Origin of the sequence: Klebsiella sp. 64 (assembly GCF_018223915.1) — a bacterium.
In the GTDB taxonomy this organism is placed as follows: domain Bacteria; phylum Pseudomonadota; class Gammaproteobacteria; order Enterobacterales; family Enterobacteriaceae; genus Klebsiella; species Klebsiella pneumoniae.
On record NZ_JAGRQZ010000028.1, the window covers coordinates 15,540 to 31,815 of the forward strand.

General features: G+C 60.2%; 15 protein-coding genes. 7 read left to right on the forward strand and 8 right to left on the reverse strand.

Going from position 1 to position 16,276, the window contains the following annotated elements; translation table 11 throughout:
- Nucleotide 1: 1 nt before the first annotated feature.
- Nucleotides 2-448, forward strand: a complete 447-nt coding sequence (locus KHQ23_RS19625) for a YcgN family cysteine cluster protein (RefSeq protein WP_002910896.1) — start codon at nt 2-4, stop codon at nt 446-448.
- Between the two features lie 6 nt (nt 449-454).
- Here the strand turns inward: KHQ23_RS19625 and KHQ23_RS19630 are convergent, their stop codons facing one another.
- The 3 genes from KHQ23_RS19630 to nhaB all read right to left on the reverse strand — a co-directional run bounded on the left by KHQ23_RS19630 (nt 455) and on the right by nhaB (nt 3,159).
- Nucleotides 455-799 carry a DUF1971 domain-containing protein gene (locus KHQ23_RS19630; protein WP_002910895.1) on the reverse strand — a complete coding sequence of 115 codons (345 nt, stop codon included), beginning with the start codon at nt 797-799 and terminating at the stop codon, nt 455-457.
- A 150-nt stretch (nt 800-949) separates the two neighbouring features.
- The gene (dsbB, locus tag KHQ23_RS19635) at nt 950-1,480 is read right to left on the reverse strand and encodes a disulfide bond formation protein DsbB (RefSeq protein ID WP_002910894.1); all 531 of its coding nucleotides are present in this window, start codon (nt 1,478-1,480) and stop codon (nt 950-952) included.
- 128 nt (nt 1,481-1,608) lie between these two features.
- Complete coding sequence (nhaB, locus tag KHQ23_RS19640; RefSeq protein ID WP_004151442.1) at nt 1,609-3,159, reverse strand: sodium/proton antiporter NhaB; 1,551 nt, start codon at nt 3,157-3,159, stop codon at nt 1,609-1,611.
- A 36-nt stretch (nt 3,160-3,195) separates the two neighbouring features.
- Between nhaB and KHQ23_RS26480 the strand changes: the two genes are divergently transcribed.
- Together KHQ23_RS26480 and fadR are read left to right on the forward strand one after the other, a co-directional pair.
- Nucleotides 3,196-3,327, forward strand: coding sequence for a hypothetical protein (locus tag KHQ23_RS26480; protein ID WP_004163532.1), 132 nt, complete (start codon nt 3,196-3,198; stop codon nt 3,325-3,327).
- A gap of 80 nt (nt 3,328-3,407) precedes the next feature.
- Nucleotides 3,408-4,127, forward strand: coding sequence for a fatty acid metabolism transcriptional regulator FadR (gene fadR, locus KHQ23_RS19645; protein ID WP_002910890.1), 720 nt, complete (start codon nt 3,408-3,410; stop codon nt 4,125-4,127).
- A 73-nt stretch (nt 4,128-4,200) separates the two neighbouring features.
- On the opposite strand, the gene KHQ23_RS19650 is transcribed toward fadR, so the two are convergent.
- Nucleotides 4,201-5,733: a SpoVR family protein gene (locus tag KHQ23_RS19650; RefSeq protein ID WP_002910889.1), complete on the reverse strand. Its 1,533-nt coding sequence runs from the start codon at nt 5,731-5,733 to the stop codon at nt 4,201-4,203.
- 76 nt (nt 5,734-5,809) lie between these two features.
- Here KHQ23_RS19650 and KHQ23_RS19655 point away from each other — a divergent pair, with 76 nt between their 5' ends.
- The 3 genes from KHQ23_RS19655 to dadX all read left to right on the forward strand — a co-directional run bounded on the left by KHQ23_RS19655 (nt 5,810) and on the right by dadX (nt 8,433).
- Nucleotides 5,810-5,956 carry a hypothetical protein gene (locus KHQ23_RS19655; RefSeq protein WP_004145506.1) on the forward strand — a complete coding sequence of 49 codons (147 nt, stop codon included), beginning with the start codon at nt 5,810-5,812 and terminating at the stop codon, nt 5,954-5,956.
- Between the two features lie 98 nt (nt 5,957-6,054).
- Nucleotides 6,055-7,353: a D-amino acid dehydrogenase gene (locus tag KHQ23_RS19660; RefSeq protein WP_004175465.1), complete on the forward strand. Its 1,299-nt coding sequence runs from the start codon at nt 6,055-6,057 to the stop codon at nt 7,351-7,353.
- A 9-nt stretch (nt 7,354-7,362) separates the two neighbouring features.
- Nucleotides 7,363-8,433, forward strand: a complete 1,071-nt coding sequence (gene dadX, locus KHQ23_RS19665; RefSeq protein WP_002910887.1) for a catabolic alanine racemase DadX — start codon at nt 7,363-7,365, stop codon at nt 8,431-8,433.
- 16 nt (nt 8,434-8,449) lie between these two features.
- On the opposite strand, the gene KHQ23_RS19670 is transcribed toward dadX, so the two are convergent.
- Complete coding sequence (locus tag KHQ23_RS19670; protein ID WP_002910885.1) at nt 8,450-10,183, reverse strand: potassium/proton antiporter; 1,734 nt, start codon at nt 10,181-10,183, stop codon at nt 8,450-8,452.
- Between the two features lie 92 nt (nt 10,184-10,275).
- Entirely contained in the window at nt 10,276-11,190 is a 915-nt protein-coding gene (gene ldcA, locus KHQ23_RS19675; RefSeq protein ID WP_032434772.1) for a muramoyltetrapeptide carboxypeptidase, read from the reverse strand.
- Nucleotides 11,191-11,365: 175 nt separating this feature from the next.
- Here ldcA and emtA point away from each other — a divergent pair, with 175 nt between their 5' ends.
- Nucleotides 11,366-11,977 carry a membrane-bound lytic murein transglycosylase EmtA gene (emtA, locus tag KHQ23_RS19680; protein WP_002910846.1) on the forward strand — a complete coding sequence of 204 codons (612 nt, stop codon included), beginning with the start codon at nt 11,366-11,368 and terminating at the stop codon, nt 11,975-11,977.
- Between the two features lie 41 nt (nt 11,978-12,018).
- Here the strand turns inward: emtA and KHQ23_RS19685 are convergent, their stop codons facing one another.
- Both KHQ23_RS19685 and KHQ23_RS19690 read right to left on the reverse strand, forming a co-directional pair.
- Nucleotides 12,019-14,139, reverse strand: a complete 2,121-nt coding sequence (locus tag KHQ23_RS19685; RefSeq protein ID WP_032434771.1) for a TonB-dependent siderophore receptor — start codon at nt 14,137-14,139, stop codon at nt 12,019-12,021.
- Between the two features lie 251 nt (nt 14,140-14,390).
- Nucleotides 14,391-16,136 carry an alpha,alpha-trehalase gene (locus KHQ23_RS19690; protein WP_032434770.1) on the reverse strand — a complete coding sequence of 582 codons (1,746 nt, stop codon included), beginning with the start codon at nt 16,134-16,136 and terminating at the stop codon, nt 14,391-14,393.
- Nucleotides 16,137-16,276 lie beyond the last annotated feature (140 nt).

Consider the following 16,276-nt stretch of genomic DNA (forward strand, 5'->3'; position numbering starts at 1 on the left):
GATGAGCGAACAACCTTTCTGGCAACAAAAAACACTGGATGACATGAGCGACGCGGAGTGGGAATCGCTGTGTGACGGCTGCGGCCAGTGCTGCCTGCACAAGCTGATGGATGAAGACACTGACGAGATCTACTTCACCAACGTCGCCTGTCGTCAGCTCAATATCAAAACCTGCCAGTGTCGTAACTACGCGCGTCGCTTTGAGTATGAGCCGGACTGCATCAAGCTTACCCGCGAAAATCTGCCGACCTTCGAATGGCTGCCGCCGACCTGTGCCTATCGCCTGCTGGCGGAAGGCAAGCCTCTGCCGGCCTGGCACCCGCTGCTGACTGGCTCAAAAGCGGCGATGCACGGCGAACGCATCTCCGTTCGCCATATTGCGGTGCCTGAGTCCACGGTGGTCGACTGGCAGGACCATATCCTTAATCTGCCTGACAGGGCGCGCTAAGCGCCGTCACGCTTTCTTCGCGTGGAACAGCCCGTTTTCACCGTCGGTTTCTTCCGCCACCCAGAAGTGAATATTGAAGCGGGCGTCGTCACTGAGTTCGACGCGGTGCCAGTACTGCGGCGGACTGGTAGCAAACTGCCCGGCATGAATCACGACTTTTTTCTCCGGCTCCGTCGCCTGTTCATTGGCAAAACCGTAATAGGTCACCGTTCCCTCCATGACGCACAGCTGGCCGAAGACGCCAGCCGCGGTGTTGTGGTGGCTCAGCAGGGCGGCAGGGACATTCTCTTTGGTAAAGAATGGGGTGGAGCGTTTAACTTTCCAGTCTGCGGGGATCAGTAAAGATGACATGTGAGCTCCTGTGGGGTTTTAAAAGATGTATTTAATATGCGCCTTTTGGTGGCTGTGGTCAACCATAGACATGAAACGATTCAGCGATGCGCAGGAGGCATAAAAAAACGCCCCGCAGGGCGTTTCATTGTGGGCTGTACTCGCCGCGGCTTAACGACCAAACAGATCGCGTTTTTTCGCTTTGAAAGGCTGAGCAACGATCACCAGAATAGCGACCAGCAGATAGGCGGCGAAAATCCCCACCAGCCATTGCGGCATCTCCAGCGACAGGAACTGCCACTGACGTACTGAACAGTCTCCGGACGCAACGAAAACCTGCGGCAGCCATTTATCCAGCGGCAGCCAGGTTGGGAAGCGGGCGGCGAAATCGCAGGTCTGGAACGGTGAAGGGTGCAGCTGGATCATCGTATGCTCCCACGCCAGCTGTAGTCCGCGTATCGCGCTGTACAACCAGATTGCCATGGCGACATAGCGCAGCGGCGTTTTGGGGGCGATGGCGCCCACCAGTCCCGCGCCCATGATGCCGAACAGCGCGCAGCGTTCGTAAATACACATGACACACGGCTGCAGCAGCATCACGTGCTGGAACCACAGCGCGACAAGTTCGAGAATAAAAGCGGTCAACGCCATCAGGAGCCAGGCACCGCGTCCTCTTGAGCACTGGTTTAAATATTGCAACATAATCATTTCCCTGGAAGATGCTAAATCATGGCAGTGTAAACGAAAACCGAACCGACGCCAGAGGCGCGGCGGAAAATATTCCGTAACGGGTTATTGATGCGCCCGGGCGAACCCGGGCAAAAACTGACTCAGGGCAGGGTGGGCGTCACCAGCCAGCCGTGCGCCAGCAGCCAGTCGGTGACTGGCATCAGGGTGAACTCGACGCATAACAGGCCGACCAGCGTCAGTACGATGGTGTAGGGCAGCGCCATCCACACCATACGGCCATAGGAGAGCCTAATAAGCGGCGCCAGGGCGGAAGTCAGCAGGAAGAGAAACGCCGCCTGGCCGTTTGGGGTGGCCACCGAGGGCAGGTTGGTGCCGGTGTTGATCGCTACCGCCAGCATCTCAAACTGGGGCAGGCTGATGGCGCCATGTTCGAGCGCCGCTTTCGCTTCGTTGATGTAGACCGTGCCGACAAACACGTTATCCGAAATGGACGACAGCAGGCCGTTGAACAGATAAAACAGCGACAGCTGCGCGTGCGGCGAGGCCTGCAGGACAAACTCGATCACCGGCGTGAACAGCTGCTGATCGATGATAACCGCGACGATGGAGAAGAAGACCGTCAGCAGCGCGGTAAAGGGCAGCGCCTCGGTGAACGCCTTGCCAATGGCGTGCTCATCGGTAACGCCGGTAAAGGTGGTGGCGAGGATGATCACCGACAGGCCAATCAGGCCGACCTCAGCCAGGTGAAAAGCCAGGGCCACGATCAGCCAAACGCCAATGAGCGCCTGGGCAATCAGCCGCAGTCGCTCCTGACGGCTGCGCTGGGCGCGGCTGCGATCGTCAAACTCCTGCAGCACCTTGCGCACCGTCGGCGGTAGCGGTTCGCCGTAGCCAAACAGGCGATACTTTTCGACCAGCAGACAGGTTAACAGACCGCAGACCATCACCGGCAGGGTCACGGGCGCCATGCGAAGAAAGAACTCGCCAAAATGCCAGCCCGCGGCTTTGGCGATAATCAGGTTTTGCGGCTCGCCGACCATGGTCATGACGCCGCCGAGCGCGGTCCCGACGCCGGCGTGCATCATCAGGCTGCGCAGAAAGCCGCGGAACTGCTCCAGCACCTCACGGTAGTGCTGCTCGATATGGCTGTCATCGAGCAGGTCGCTATCGTCCGGGCGCGCCGAGGCGACGCGGTGATAGATGCCGTAGAACCCGACGGCGACGCTGATCACTACCGCCACCACCGTCAGCGCATCGAGAAAGGCCGAGAGGAAGGCGGCCGCCAGGCAGAACGCCAGCGATAGCAGCATTTTGCTGCGGATCCCCAGCAGCAGGCGCGTAAACACGAACAGCAAAAGCTGTTTCATAAAGTAGATACCCGCCACCATGAACATCAGCAGGAGCAGCACCTCCAGATTGCCGGCGATCTCGTCCCGGACGTGCGCCGGGCTGGTCATGCCGATCAGCAGCGCCTCGATAGCCAGCAGACCACCCGGCAGCAGCGGATAGCACTTCAGCGCCATGGCGAGGGTAAAGATAAACTCGACCACCAGCAGCCAGCCGGCGACAAACGGCGCCACGGCGAACACCAGCGGATTTACGATTAAGAAAATGATTAATGCCAGCTTGTACCAGTCCGGCGACTGGCCAAGAAAATTGCGCCACAGCGCGCGGCCATAAGAAATTTCCACGACAGAATCCTTCCCCGTCAATGAGTGCATGGTTTTGTGCATAACGATTGGCAAGAGTACCAGTTGAGCAAAATGAGAAGCAACTTTCTTCGCGCCGCGCTGGCGGTTTGTGAAGATAAGGAAAAGCGCAAAGTAAAAGCGGAAAATGAAACGGCGATCCCTTTTTAATTCACTTGCCATGCTATCTGCGCTATAGCGGCTCTGGTATGATGAGTGCAATTGTAACGCTGTGTAATGGAAATCTTACTATGGTCATTAAGGCGCAGAGCCCTGCGGGTTTCGCGGAAGAGTACATCATTGAGAGTATCTGGAATAACCGCTTCCCTCCCGGATCGATTCTCCCCGCTGAACGCGAGCTTTCTGAGCTGATCGGTGTCACCCGCACAACCCTGCGCGAAGTATTGCAGCGTCTGGCCCGTGACGGCTGGCTGACCATTCAGCATGGTAAGCCCACTAAAGTGAATAACTTTTGGGAAACCTCCGGCCTGAATATCCTCGAAACGCTGGCGCGCCTCGATCACGACAGCGTACCGCAGTTGATTGATAATCTGCTCTCCGTGCGCACCAACATTTCCACGATTTTTATCCGCACCGCGTTTCGCCAGCATCCGGATAAAGCACTGGCGGTCCTGGACAGCGCCCGGGAGGTGGAGGATCACGCCGACGCCTTCGCCGAGCTTGATTATAATATTTTCCGTGGTCTGGCGTTCGCCTCCGGCAACCCGATCTACGGTCTGATCCTCAACGGCATGAAGGGGTTGTATACCCGCATCGGCCGCCACTATTTCTCCAGCCCGGAAGCGCGCAGCCTGGCGCTCGGTTTCTATCATCAGCTGGCAAAAGTGTGTGAGGCCGGTCTGCATGACCAGGTTTACGAGCTGGTTCGTCGCTACGGCCATGACAGCGGCGAGATCTGGCACCGGATGCAGAAATCGCTGCCCGGTGATTTAGCCATGAATATGCGTTAAGCAGGCTTTTCGCGATCGATAAACAGAACAAGGGGGCCAATGGCCCCCTTGTTATTTTACTCGCCCCGCAATGCTATAGCGCGTTCGGCCGCGCCGGGCAGCGGTCCAACAGCTCAATGCTGCCGTCGGCGTTCTGCTGCTCCAGCAGCACATCGAACCCCCACAGACGATGCACATGCTTCAGCACTTCGCGCCGGCCTTTGTCCAGCGGGACGCGGTTGTGCGGCACATAGCGCAAGGTCAGCGATCGGTCGCCGCGCAGGTCAACGTTCCACACCTGGATGTTCGGCTCAAGATTGCTGAGGTTATACTGCGCGGAGAGCTTATTGCGGATCTCGCGATAACCCTCTTCGTTGTGAATCGCCGAGATCTCCAGATAATTGTTGTGATCGTCGTCGAGCACGGTAAAGAAGCGGAAATCGCGCATGATCTTCGGCGACAGGAACTGACTGATAAAGCTTTCATCCTTAAAGTCGCGCATGGCGAAATGCAGCGTTTCCAGCCAGTCAGAACCGGCGATATCGGGGAACCAGTACTTATCCTCTTCCGTGGGCGACTGACAGATGCGCTTGATGTCCTGGAACATGGCGAAGCCCAGCGCGTAGGGGTTAATCCCGCTGTACCACGGACTGTTGTACGGCGGCTGGAACACCACGTTGGTATGGCTGTGGAGAAACTCCAGCATAAAGCGCTCAGTCACTTTCCCTTCATCGTAGAGATGGTTGAGGATGGTGTAGTGCCAGAAGGTGGCCCACCCCTCGTTCATCACCTGGGTCTGTTTCTGCGGGTAGAAATACTGGCTGACTTTACGCACGATGCGCAGGATCTCGCGCTGCCACGGTTCGAGCAGCGGGGCGTTCTTCTCCATAAAGTACAGCAGGTTCTCCTGCGGTTCGGAAGGGTAGCGACGAGCGGATTCAATCGCTTTTTCTTCCTCGCGCTTCGGCAGGGTGCGCCACAGCATATTCACCTGGCTTTGCAGATACTCTTCCCGGCTTTTCTGCCGCGCTTTCTCCTCCTGCAGAGAGATTTTTTGCGGACGTTTATAGCGGTCGACGCCGTAGTTCATCAGCGCGTGGCAGGAGTCGAGCAGTTTCTCTACTTCGTCGACGCCATAGCGCTCTTCGCACTCGGTGATGTACTTACGGGCAAAGATCAGATAGTCGATGATCGAGCTGGCGTCGGTCCAGCTGCGAAACAGATAGTTATTTTTAAAAAACGAGTTATGCCCGTAGCAGGCATGGGCCATCACCAGCGCCTGCATGGTGATGGTGTTTTCCTCCATCAGGTAGGCGATACAGGGGTTGGAGTTGATGACTATCTCATACGCCAGACCCTGCTGACCGTGCTTATAGGCCTGCTCGGTCTCAATAAATTTTTTGCCAAACGACCAGTGCGGATAGTTGATGGGCATGCCGACGCTGGAGTAGGCGTCCATCATCTGCTCGGAAGTAATGACTTCGATCTGGTGCGGGTAGGTGTCAAGACGATAGAGCTTGGCGACCCGGTCCACTTCGGCCAGGTAGGTTTCCAGTAACTCGAACGTCCAGTCGGGTCCATCGCTTAAACGGGTGGTGTCCCTGTTCATGGAGTCAATCGTAGCCATTAGCGCGCCCTCGTTGTTGTTGGTTTTCTCTGAACGGAAAACCTCTAAACAAGCATAGAACACGGTGCAGCAAACTGTGCTGTACGCCAATCGCTTTTCTTCGCGATTTCCCCATCTCAAAGCCGTTTTTTTGCCTTGTTTGCAGAATTTAATGCTGGGTAAAAATAAAGCGCAGCATGAGATCGTAAATCTCACAGCGCAGGGCTGGTGCGGTTTGCTGTGAGTTAAGTCACCATAAATAAAGCGTATGTTGAATAATATTTTCAACTGAGTTATCAATTTGTAATTAGATGATTGTTCTTTAACTGTTACGGAGTCGCTATGCGTGTCGTCATACTGGGAAGTGGGGTGGTTGGGGTAGCCAGCGCGTGGTATTTGAGTCAGGCGGGTCATGACGTGACGGTCATCGACCGTCAGCCCGGTCCGGCAGAGGAGACCAGCGCGGCCAACGCCGGGCAGATTTCTCCCGGCTATGCGGCGCCCTGGGCGGCGCCGGGGGTGCCGCTGAAGGCGATCAAATGGATGTTTCAGCGCCATGCGCCGCTGGCGATCGGTCTTGACGGCACCTCGTTCCAGTTGAAGTGGATGTGGCAGATGCTGCGCAACTGCGACACCCGCCACTATATGGAGAACAAAGGCCGTATGGTGCGCCTGGCGGAGTACAGCCGCGACTGCCTGAAGGCGCTGCGCGACACCACCGGCATTCAGTATGAAGGGCGCCAGGGCGGGACGCTGCAGCTGTTCCGTACCGCCAAACAGTATGAAAATGCCACCCGCGACATCGCGGTGCTGGAGGACGCCGGCGTGCCGTATCAGCTGCTGGAAGCGAAGCGGTTGGCGGAGGTGGAGCCGGCGCTGGCGGAGGTCAGCCACAAACTGACCGGCGGCCTGCGTCTGCCAAATGATGAAACCGGCGACTGCCAGCTGTTTACCACCCGTCTGGCGGCGATGGCGGAGCAGGCCGGCGTGACCTTCCGCTTCAACACCGCAGTGGATGCGCTGCTGCACGAGGGCGATCGCATTGCCGGGGTGAAATGCGGCGATGAGATTATCAAGGGCGATGCCTATGTGATGGCCTTCGGCTCCTACTCGACGGCGATGCTTAAAGGGCTGGTGGATATACCGGTCTACCCGCTGAAAGGCTACTCATTAACTATTCCGATCGCTCAGGAGGACGGCGCGCCGGTTTCAACTATCCTTGATGAGACTTACAAAATCGCCATCACCCGCTTCGATCAGCGCATTCGGGTCGGCGGCATGGCGGAGATCGTCGGTTTTAACAAAGCGCTGCTGCAGCCGCGTCGCGAAACCCTGGAGATGGTGGTGCGCGATCTGTTCCCGCGCGGCGGCCACGTGGAGCAGGCGACTTTCTGGACGGGCCTGCGGCCGATGACGCCGGACGGCACGCCGGTGGTCGGCCGCACAGCGTATAAAAATCTGTGGCTCAACACCGGCCACGGCACGCTTGGCTGGACCATGGCCTGCGGCTCCGGGCAGCTTATCAGCGATCTGATCTCCGGCCGCACGCCGGCGATCCCTTACGACGATCTGGCGGTTGCCCGCTACAGCCCCGGTTTTACCCCGGCGCGCCCGCAGCACCTGCACGGCGCACACAACTAAGGAGCTTGCATGACCCGTCCGGTAGTGGCCAGCATCGACCTGCTGGCCTTGCGGCAGAATTTACAGATAGTGCGTCGCGCGGCCCCCGGGTCGCGCCTGTGGGCGGTGGTCAAGGCCAACGCCTACGGCCACGGCGTGGCGCGCGTATGGAGTGCGTTAAGCGCGGCGGATGGTTTCGCCTTACTCAACCTGGAAGAGGCGATCTTGCTGCGCGAGCAGGGCTGGAAAGGCCCGATCCTGCTGCTGGAGGGCTTCTTCCATGCCGATGAGCTGGCGGTGCTGGATCAATATCGTTTAACCACCAGCGTCCACAGCAACTGGCAGATTAAGGCCCTGCAGCAGGCGAAGCTGCGCGCGCCGCTGGATATCTATCTCAAGGTGAACAGCGGCATGAACCGGCTGGGCTTTATGCCTGAGCGGGTCCACACCGTCTGGCAGCAGCTGCGGGCGATAAGCAACGTCGGCGAGATGACGCTGATGTCGCATTTCGCGGAGGCGGAGAACCCGCAGGGAATTGTCGAGCCGATGCGCCGTATCGAACAGGCGGCGGAGGGGCTGGATTGCCCGCGCTCGCTGGCCAACTCGGCGGCGACCCTCTGGCATCCGGAAGCGCATTTTGACTGGGTTCGTCCAGGCATCGTGCTGTATGGCGCGTCGCCTTCCGGGCAGTGGCAGGACATCGCCAACACCGGGCTGAAGCCGGTGATGACGCTGCGCAGCGAGATCATCGGCGTGCAGAACCTGCGTCCCGGCGAGGCGATTGGCTATGGCGGCCTGTACCGCACCACCCAGGAGCAGCGGATCGGCATCGTCGCCTGCGGCTATGCCGACGGCTACCCGCGGGTGGCGCCGAGCGGCACGCCGGTGCTGGTGGATGGCGTACGTACCACCACCGTGGGACGCGTGTCGATGGACATGCTGGCGGTCGATTTAACGCCCTGCCCGCAGGCCGGGATCGGCGCGCCGGTCGAGCTGTGGGGCAAAGAGATTAAAATCGACGACGTGGCGGCCAGCAGCGGCACCGTCGGCTATGAGCTGATGTGCGCCCTGGCGCCGCGGGTGCCAGTTGTGACCCTGTAACCTATTCCGGGGCGGATCACTCCGCCTCGTCTTCCGCGACCCGCACCCCAACCTTCAGCACGTGATCGTTCTCTTTTTCAGCTACCGTCCATACCATCCCGGCGAACTCCACCTGGTCGCCCACCACCGGCGCCGCGCCCAGCAGCTGCTGCACCACTTCCCCGAGCGACTGCTGATGCTCGCGGAACTCCTCACCGCCGTCGAGACCGTAGATTTGCGCCACATCGGCGAAGCGGGCCTCAGCATCAAGAATGAAATCGCCGAAAAAGCGCTGATCGAGCGCCACCGGCGGCGACTGGCTGAACATTTTGCCGAGCGCCGGCAGGTCGTGCTCCCGACCAATAACGCACAGGATATCGCCTTCCCGCAGGCGGGTGCTGCCGGTGGGGTGCAGCAGGACATTGTTGCGAAACAGCGCGGCAATCCGCGTCTCCGGTGGCATGTGCAAGTCGCGCAGCGCCGCGCCGATGCACCACTTATCGGCCCCCAGCTGGTAGACAAACTGCTCCCACGGGTTTTCCGGGTGAATATCCAGCCCGACGCGGGAGATGGGCCAGCTGATGGGCGGCACCACCACTTTGGCTTTTTTCGCCGCCCACGACAGCGAAGTGCCCTGCAGCAGCAGCGACACCAGCACCACGAAGAAGGCGACATTGAAGAACAGGCGGGCGTTGTCCAGGCCGGCCATCATCGGGAACACCGCGAGAATAATGGGCACCGCGCCGCGCAGGCCAACCCAGCTGATAAACACCCGTTCGCGCAGGTTAAAGCCGCGAAACGGCAGCAGGCCGGCAAACACCGACAGGGGCCGGGCAATGAATATCATCCACATCGACAGCAGCAGCGCCGGGATAGCGATCGGCAGCAGGTCGGAGGGCGTCACCAGCAGGCCCAGCACCAGGAACATGGCGATCTGCGCCAGCCACGCCAGGCCGTCGAAGTTCTGCAGGATGCCGTGCCGGTTGCGGATCGGCCGGTTGCCCAGCAGAAAGCCGCAGAGATAGACGGCGAGGATACCGCTGCCGTCGAGGGAGGTGGTGACGGCAAAAATCATGATCCCGCCGCTCAGCGCCAGCAGCGGATAGAGGCCGGCAGGCAGCACGATGCGGTTAATCATCTGCAGCAGCAGGTAGCCGCCGCCGAGGCCGATGGCGATCCCGAGGCCGAACTGCTGAATGATATGCACGGCGAACATCCAGCTGAGGCCGGTTTGGTGCTGCTGGATCATTTCGATCAGGGTGATGGTCAGGAAGACCGCCATCGGGTCGTTACTGCCTGACTCTATCTCCAGCGTCGAGCCGACGCGCTCGTTGAGCCCCTTGCCGCCGAGCAGCGAGAAGACCGCCGCGGCGTCGGTGGAGCCGACAATGGCGCCGATCAGCAGGCCTTCGATCAGATCCAGCTTGAACAACCAGGCCGCCATCATCCCGGTCAGCGCCGAGGTGATCAGCACCCCAACCGTCGCCAGCGACAGCGCGGGCCACAGCGCGACGCGAAAGGAGCTGGCCTGGGTGCGCATCCCGCCGTCCAGTAGGATCACCGCCAGCGCCAGGTTACTCACCATATAGGCGAAGGGGTAATTGTCGAAGGGGATGCCGCCGATGCCGTCAATGCCTGCCAGCATCCCGATGGCCAGAAAGATGACCAGAATCGGGATGCCAAGGCGCGAAGAAAAGGAGCTCAATAAGATACTGCAGGTTACTAAAACAGAACCCAGAATAAACAGACTAATGACCGCAGCGGCGTCCAATGTTCACGTACTCCCTGACTGGCGTGAAAAAATGGCTAAAAGTGACACTATTTTAACAATTCGCAGGGGATCCGCCTATGCGTTCGGGAAATTTATTCTGTCAGCACCGGATGGCCGCCGATCGTCAGGGTGGTGGCCGTCGCCTGATTCACCAGGCGCGCGCGGGCGCCCAGCGGCAGGGTCACCGTGCGCTGCTCGTGGCCAAACTCCAGTCCGCTAATCAGCGGCAGGGGGAGCTGCTGGCGCAGATAATCAAAGACCTGCGGCAAATCGTATCCCGCGTCATAGTCGTTCGGCGAGCTGCCGGTGAAGCTGCCGAAGATCACCGCTTTCTGCGCCGCCAGCACGCCGCTGTGCAACAGCTGAAGCAGCATGCGCTCGACGCGGAACGGGTGCTCGTTGATATCCTCCACCACCAGGATGCCGTCGCGGACCACCGGCAGCCACGGCGTGCCGATAAGCGAGGTCAGCATCGCCAGATTTCCCCCCCACAGGGTGCCTTCCACCCGGCAGTTCGGCCCTTCGCCCGGCCATTCGAGGGTGAATTCCGGCTGGCGTAGCGCCTGCCAGAAATGGTGCTCGGTAAACGGGTCGAGGGTCTCCGCGCCGAAGTTGCCGGCGAGCATTGGCCCGCTGAAGGTGATGACGTTGCCCATGGCCAGCAGGCCTGACTGGATAGCGGTGAAATCGCTGTGGCCGCAAATCAGCAGCGGGTCGCGCTGCTGGCGGGCAACCAGTCCCTGCCAGTCGATATGCGGCAGCAGGCGACTGGCGCCGTAGCCGCCGCGCACGGCGAGGACGATCCGGTTGCGGCCGGGCAACTGGGCCAGCTGGTTAATATCGGCCAGCCGTTCATGTTCAGTCCCGGCGAAACGCTGCTGCCGGCGGGGAATGACCTGCTGGTGGGCCACCTCGTGTCCGGCCTGCTGCAGACGCTCGACGCCGCGGGCTGCCGCCTGCTGGTTGATGCAATAACCGGATGGCGCGACCAGATAAAACTGAGACATGATAATTCCTTGCTATGAATGAAAGGGTTATGATGCCGCCTGGAATGGCGATTGTCATCTCCAGGTGGCTAACTTCAGTCCGCACCCGTCATCCTTCAGGTTGTCGGCAGGCGGGAGACGTACCGCGGCCGTCGTTCTGTAGCATGATGGCGTTTGGGTAGATAAGGATAGATGTGTGAAATTGAGATGGTTGCTTATTTTAGTCGTTTTTCTGGCCGGTTGTAGTTCGAAACATGATTACACCAATCCGCCGTGGAACCCTGAGGTCCCGGTGAAGCGGGCGATGCAGTGGATGCCGATCAGTGAAAAAGCCGGCGCCGCCTGGGGCGTGGATCCGCAGCTGATCACGGCGATCATCGCCATCGAGTCGGGCGGTAATCCTGCGGTGGTGAGTAAATCCGGCGCCGTCGGGCTGATGCAGCTCAAGCCGTCGACCTCCGGACGCGATGTCTATCGGCGGATGGGGTGGCGCGGCGAGCCGTCGGTCAGTGAGCTGAAAAACCCGGAACGTAATATCTCGATGGGGGCCGCCTATCTGAGCATTCTGGAGAACGGTCCGCTGGCGGGGATCAAAGACCCGCAGGTGATGCGCTATGCGGTGGTGGTCTCCTATGCCAACGGCGCTGGCGCGCTGCTGCGTACCTTCTCCTCGAACCGCCAGGACGCCATCGAGGAGATTAACGATCTCGACGCCGATGAGTTCTTCGAACATGTGGTGAAAAAACACCCGGCACCGCAGGCGCCGCGCTATATCTGGAAACTACAGAAAGCGCTGGACGCCATGTAATCCCTCGTTTGGCCTCCGGTAGTCTCCCGGAGGCCACGTCCTCAGAAATCGTAGCCCACGGTGGCTATAACGCTGCGCTCTGCTCCCCAGTAACAGTTGCCGGTGCCATAGCAGCCGGAAATATACTCGCGGTCGCCGATATTGTTGGCGTTAACCTGCACATAAGCGCCTTTCAGCGTTGGCGACCAGACGCCGAGGTCGGCCCGCATCATGGCGTCCATCAGCGTGACCGACGGCAGCCGCGCGGTGTTGGCATCATCCGCCCACTGTTTACCGATGTAGCGGACGCCGGCGCCAACGGAGATCCCCGCCGGGAACTGATAGCGCGCCCAGAAGGAGGCCATCTGATCCGGGGACAGCTGCGGCGTGTTATTGTCGGTCCCGTCTTTGGTGTCCTGGAAACGCAGACGATTCCAGGTATACGAGGCGATAGTACTCAGCTGCGGGGTGATCTGGTGGTGCGCTTCCAGCTCAACGCCCTGGGAATGGACCTTACCCGCCGGAATATAGGTGGCGGTGGCGATGTTCGGGTCGCGAGTGGCGACATCCTTTTGCGTCAGGTCGTAAATCGCGATGCTATAGAGATCGCTGCTGCCCGGCGGCTGGAACTTCAGGCCGGCTTCAACCTGTTCGGCGGTGGTCGGTTTCAACGGTTTGCCGTCCGCGCCCGGCAGCATCGCCGGAGTGATCGCCTGGCTGTAGCTCAGGTAGGGCGACAGACCGTTGTCCAGGGCGTACAACAGCGAGGCGCGGCCGCTGATATGGTCGTCTGAACGGCGGTTTGAGGTCCCCTGGGTATCGCTGACCTGCTGGGAAACGATGCGGTCGTAGCGGGCGGAAACATCCACATGCCAGCGGTTCCAGACCATCTCATCCTGCAGATACAGCCCGGTCTGGTAATAGCGGCGATTATTGTCGTCGCTGTAGGTGACGGTATGTCCGGTCTGCGCGGTATAGCCGCTAAACGGGTTAAGGGGCGCCGCGCCGCCGGCGCCGGTCCACAGGTCGTTACGGAAGCGATGATATTCGGCGCCGAGGATCAGGGTGTGCGCCAGGTCGCCTGTATTGAAATCGGCGCGCAGGCGGTTATCGGTTGACCAGCCGTCCAGCGAACCGCGCGAACCGCTGTAGCCGCGGGCCAGCATGTCGCTGTCATCTATCCAGCCGACCTGGTAGACCTGATCGAGGGAGACGTTGGTATGGGTGTAGCTCCCGGCGGAATAGACCGACCAGACGTCGGTGAACTGGTGGTCAAACTCATAGCTGTAGATCTGCTGGCGGCGCTGATAGCCATCTCCCGGATCGCCTTCGTTGGTGCTGGGGGAGAGCTTACGGCCATTGTGCGCGTAGCGGGTGCCGTCCAGCGGCAAAGAGCCGTGGTAGCCGCCGGAAGGATCTTTTTGCAGATAGGCGCGCAGCAGCAGCGAGGTGTCGCTGTCCGGCTGCCACAGCAGGGAAGGCGAAATCGCGTAGCGCTCTTCGCGGGTATGGTCATACTGCGTGTCGCTGCTGCGGGTCATCCCGATCAGCCGCCATGCCCACTGGTCATTGATGGCGTCGGTGTAATCGAAGGCCGCGCCTTTGGTATTTTGCGTGCCGCCGGTCAGGCGGATGTGGCCCTGCTGGCTGAACTGCGGACGTTTGGAAGTCAGGTTGACCACGCCGCCCGGCACGCTCTGCCCGTAGAGCGCGGAGGAGGGGCCGCGGATCACATCCACGCGTTCGATAAACCACGGGTCGATTTGCAGTACGTTATGGCTGCCGCCGTCGCTCATCAGGCGCATGCCGTCGAGGAACAGGTTATCGACGTCGCCGCCGTGGTAGCCGCGCAGGGAGATGGCGTCGAACCGGGTGGCGCCGCCGCCGAAGCTGGAGTAGACCCCCGGGGTATATTCCAGCGCCTGGCTGATGGTATTCGCCCCCTGATCCGCCATCTGCTGGCGGGTGACCACCGACACCGACTGGGCGGTAGTGATTAACGGCTGGTCGGTTTTCGTCGCCCCGAGCGAGGTGCTGGCGCTGTAGCCCTCCGTCGGCGCGCTGGCGGACGCCGGCGGGGTGGCAGTGACCACCACCGTCTCTTCGGCTTGCGCGGTGAAGGGGAGTGCGACCGCAAGGGCATACAGCAGCCCCGGGCGTTTTCGAGAAATAGCCACGTTCATAAGATCATCCTGAACCAACGCGGTCTGGTACTCCTGTACGCCGCCGCGTGAAAAACGAATCTGTCATTATTCGTTAAAAAGTAATGCGAATTATTATTGTTTGTATTTGTGCGATCAAGCGAAAAGGTGACCTGTTCAACGCGAGGGGGTGGGGAAGTGTTTCCCGCGAGCCGCAGAATGGGTCTGCACGGGACGGTAGTGACCAGGGAGACCGCTTCCCCCTACCGATTTTGGTAGGGGGCGGCAAAGCGTCAGGAGCCGGTCTTTTGCGGTTCCGCAGGGGCGGGGTCGTTAGCGGCGGGCGCCGCAACAGGTTTGTCCTGCGGTGAAGGGGTTGTCGCTGGACGGGTAGCGGGCAGCGCATCGCAGGGTTTCTCCTGCGGGCAGATCAGATCCAACATCTTCAGGGTGACGCCGTTGGTCCAGCCAAAGCCGTCCTGCAGCGGATATTCCCCGCCGCCGCCGCCGGTGCCGGTCGAACTCACGTCATACTTCTCCACCAGCTTTTGCTTACTGTCATAGGTATGCTGCACGTTGGTCAGGAAGCGCCAGGTGACCTCCATGGCGATCTTCTGCTGACCATAGTTTTGCAGCCCCTCGACCGCCACCCACTGCAGCGGCGCCCAGCCGTTGGGAGCGTCCCACTGCTGGCCGCTGTTGACGGTGGTGGTGGTCAGCCCGCCGGGTTTAAGCAGGCGCGACTCGGCGGCGGCGGCCACTTTCGTCGCCCGCTCGCGTGACGCGGCATTAACGTACAGCGGGAACAGCGCCGCCGCGGTCAGTTGATTGCGCACCTTGTGGCTTTTCAGATCGAAGTCGGCGTACCATCCCTCTTTATCATTCCACAGGTATTTCTCGATGGCCTGCTGGCGGGCGTTAGCCAGCGCATCGTACTGCGTAGCGCCAGCGCTGTCCCCGGATGCCTTGCTGGCGCGGGCGAGGGTTTTCTCCAGATGGAACATCAGGGCATTGAGATCGACCGGGACAATCGAGGTGGTGCGAATGGTGGCGAGCTGCTGCGGATTGTCCATCCAGCGGGAGCTGAAATCCCAGCCGGAGGCGGCGGCGGAGCGCAGGTCGCGATAGATCTCGGTTGCCGGACGATTCGGGTTGCTTTTGGCGGTTTTGACGTCGTCAAGCCAGGACTCGGGACGCGGGGTGTCGCTATCGTCCCAGTAGCGGTTGAGCAGCGCGCCGTCCGCCATCCGCACCGCCCGTTTGTCGGCGCTGCCGGGAGCCAGCGCGTCCGCTCCGGCCATCCAGTAGCGATACTCTTTCTCCAGCTGCGGCTGGTAGGTTTTCAGCACCTGGTCGCCATCGTGCGTCGCCAGCAGGCTCACCATAAAGGAGAAGAAGGGGGGCTGCGAACGGCTGAGATAATAGGTGCGGTTGCCGTTGGGGATATGGCCCCAGGCGTCAATTTCCGCGGCGAAGTTGGCGACCATATCCTCGACTTTATCCCAGTGACCGCTTTCGGCAAGACCCAGCATGGTGAAATAGCTGTCCCAGTAATAGACTTCGCGGAAACGTCCTCCGGGCACCACGTAGGGCTTAGGCAGCGGCAGCAGCGAGTCCCATTTTTCCACCTCGACGGTGCTGCGGGTCAGGACCGGCCACAGGCCATCGATATGTTGACGCAGAGTTTGCCCTTTGGGCGGCACATAGGTGTCGTTCTCTTTCGGCAGCGTGAAGTTCAGTTCGACGAAGTGGCGCAGGTCGAAGCTGGCCTGGTTTTTTTGCATCCGGTAATCGGCAAGGATCATCAGCGGATCGCTGTTAGGGATAGCGTCGGCGAAGGTTTTCTGATCGGCAAACAGCTTCGCGCTCTGGACATCATTGAACAGCGGGCCCAGCAGAATATCCGGCGAGGGGGGCGGCGCGGTTTTGCCGTCTTCCGCCTGAGCGTTCAGGCTCATCAGGGCGATCAGAGCGCCGCCGATCGCCAGGCGCAGGGAACAGGGCAAAGCAGCGGGACGACGTGCATCAGTACTCGTCATGGGGAGTTCTCCTTATCATTATCGACTGCGGGCCACGACGTTTGGCCATCCAAAAACCTTAGACGAATATCTGCCGCTGCGCGTGTCAGGGGTAACATTTTGCGTGAAAACAGAGGATTTACCTGCCAGGTCTCCTGAGA

Coding starts and splice junctions, on each gene's coding strand:
- KHQ23_RS19685 (WP_032434771.1), bottom strand. CDS start 14,139: ATGAACGTGGCTATTTCTCGAAAACGCCCGGGGCTGCTGTATGCCCTT.
- dsbB (WP_002910894.1), bottom strand. CDS start 1,480: ATGTTGCAATATTTAAACCAGTGCTCAAGAGGACGCGGTGCCTGGCTC.
- KHQ23_RS19690 (WP_032434770.1), bottom strand. CDS start 16,136: ATGACGAGTACTGATGCACGTCGTCCCGCTGCTTTGCCCTGTTCCCTG.
- KHQ23_RS19660 (WP_004175465.1), top strand. CDS start 6,055: ATGCGTGTCGTCATACTGGGAAGTGGGGTGGTTGGGGTAGCCAGCGCG.
- fadR (WP_002910890.1), top strand. CDS start 3,408: ATGGTCATTAAGGCGCAGAGCCCTGCGGGTTTCGCGGAAGAGTACATC.
- dadX (WP_002910887.1), top strand. CDS start 7,363: ATGACCCGTCCGGTAGTGGCCAGCATCGACCTGCTGGCCTTGCGGCAG.
- KHQ23_RS19630 (WP_002910895.1), bottom strand. CDS start 799: ATGTCATCTTTACTGATCCCCGCAGACTGGAAAGTTAAACGCTCCACC.
- ldcA (WP_032434772.1), bottom strand. CDS start 11,190: ATGTCTCAGTTTTATCTGGTCGCGCCATCCGGTTATTGCATCAACCAG.
- KHQ23_RS19650 (WP_002910889.1), bottom strand. CDS start 5,733: ATGGCTACGATTGACTCCATGAACAGGGACACCACCCGTTTAAGCGAT.
- KHQ23_RS19625 (WP_002910896.1), top strand. CDS start 2: ATGAGCGAACAACCTTTCTGGCAACAAAAAACACTGGATGACATGAGC.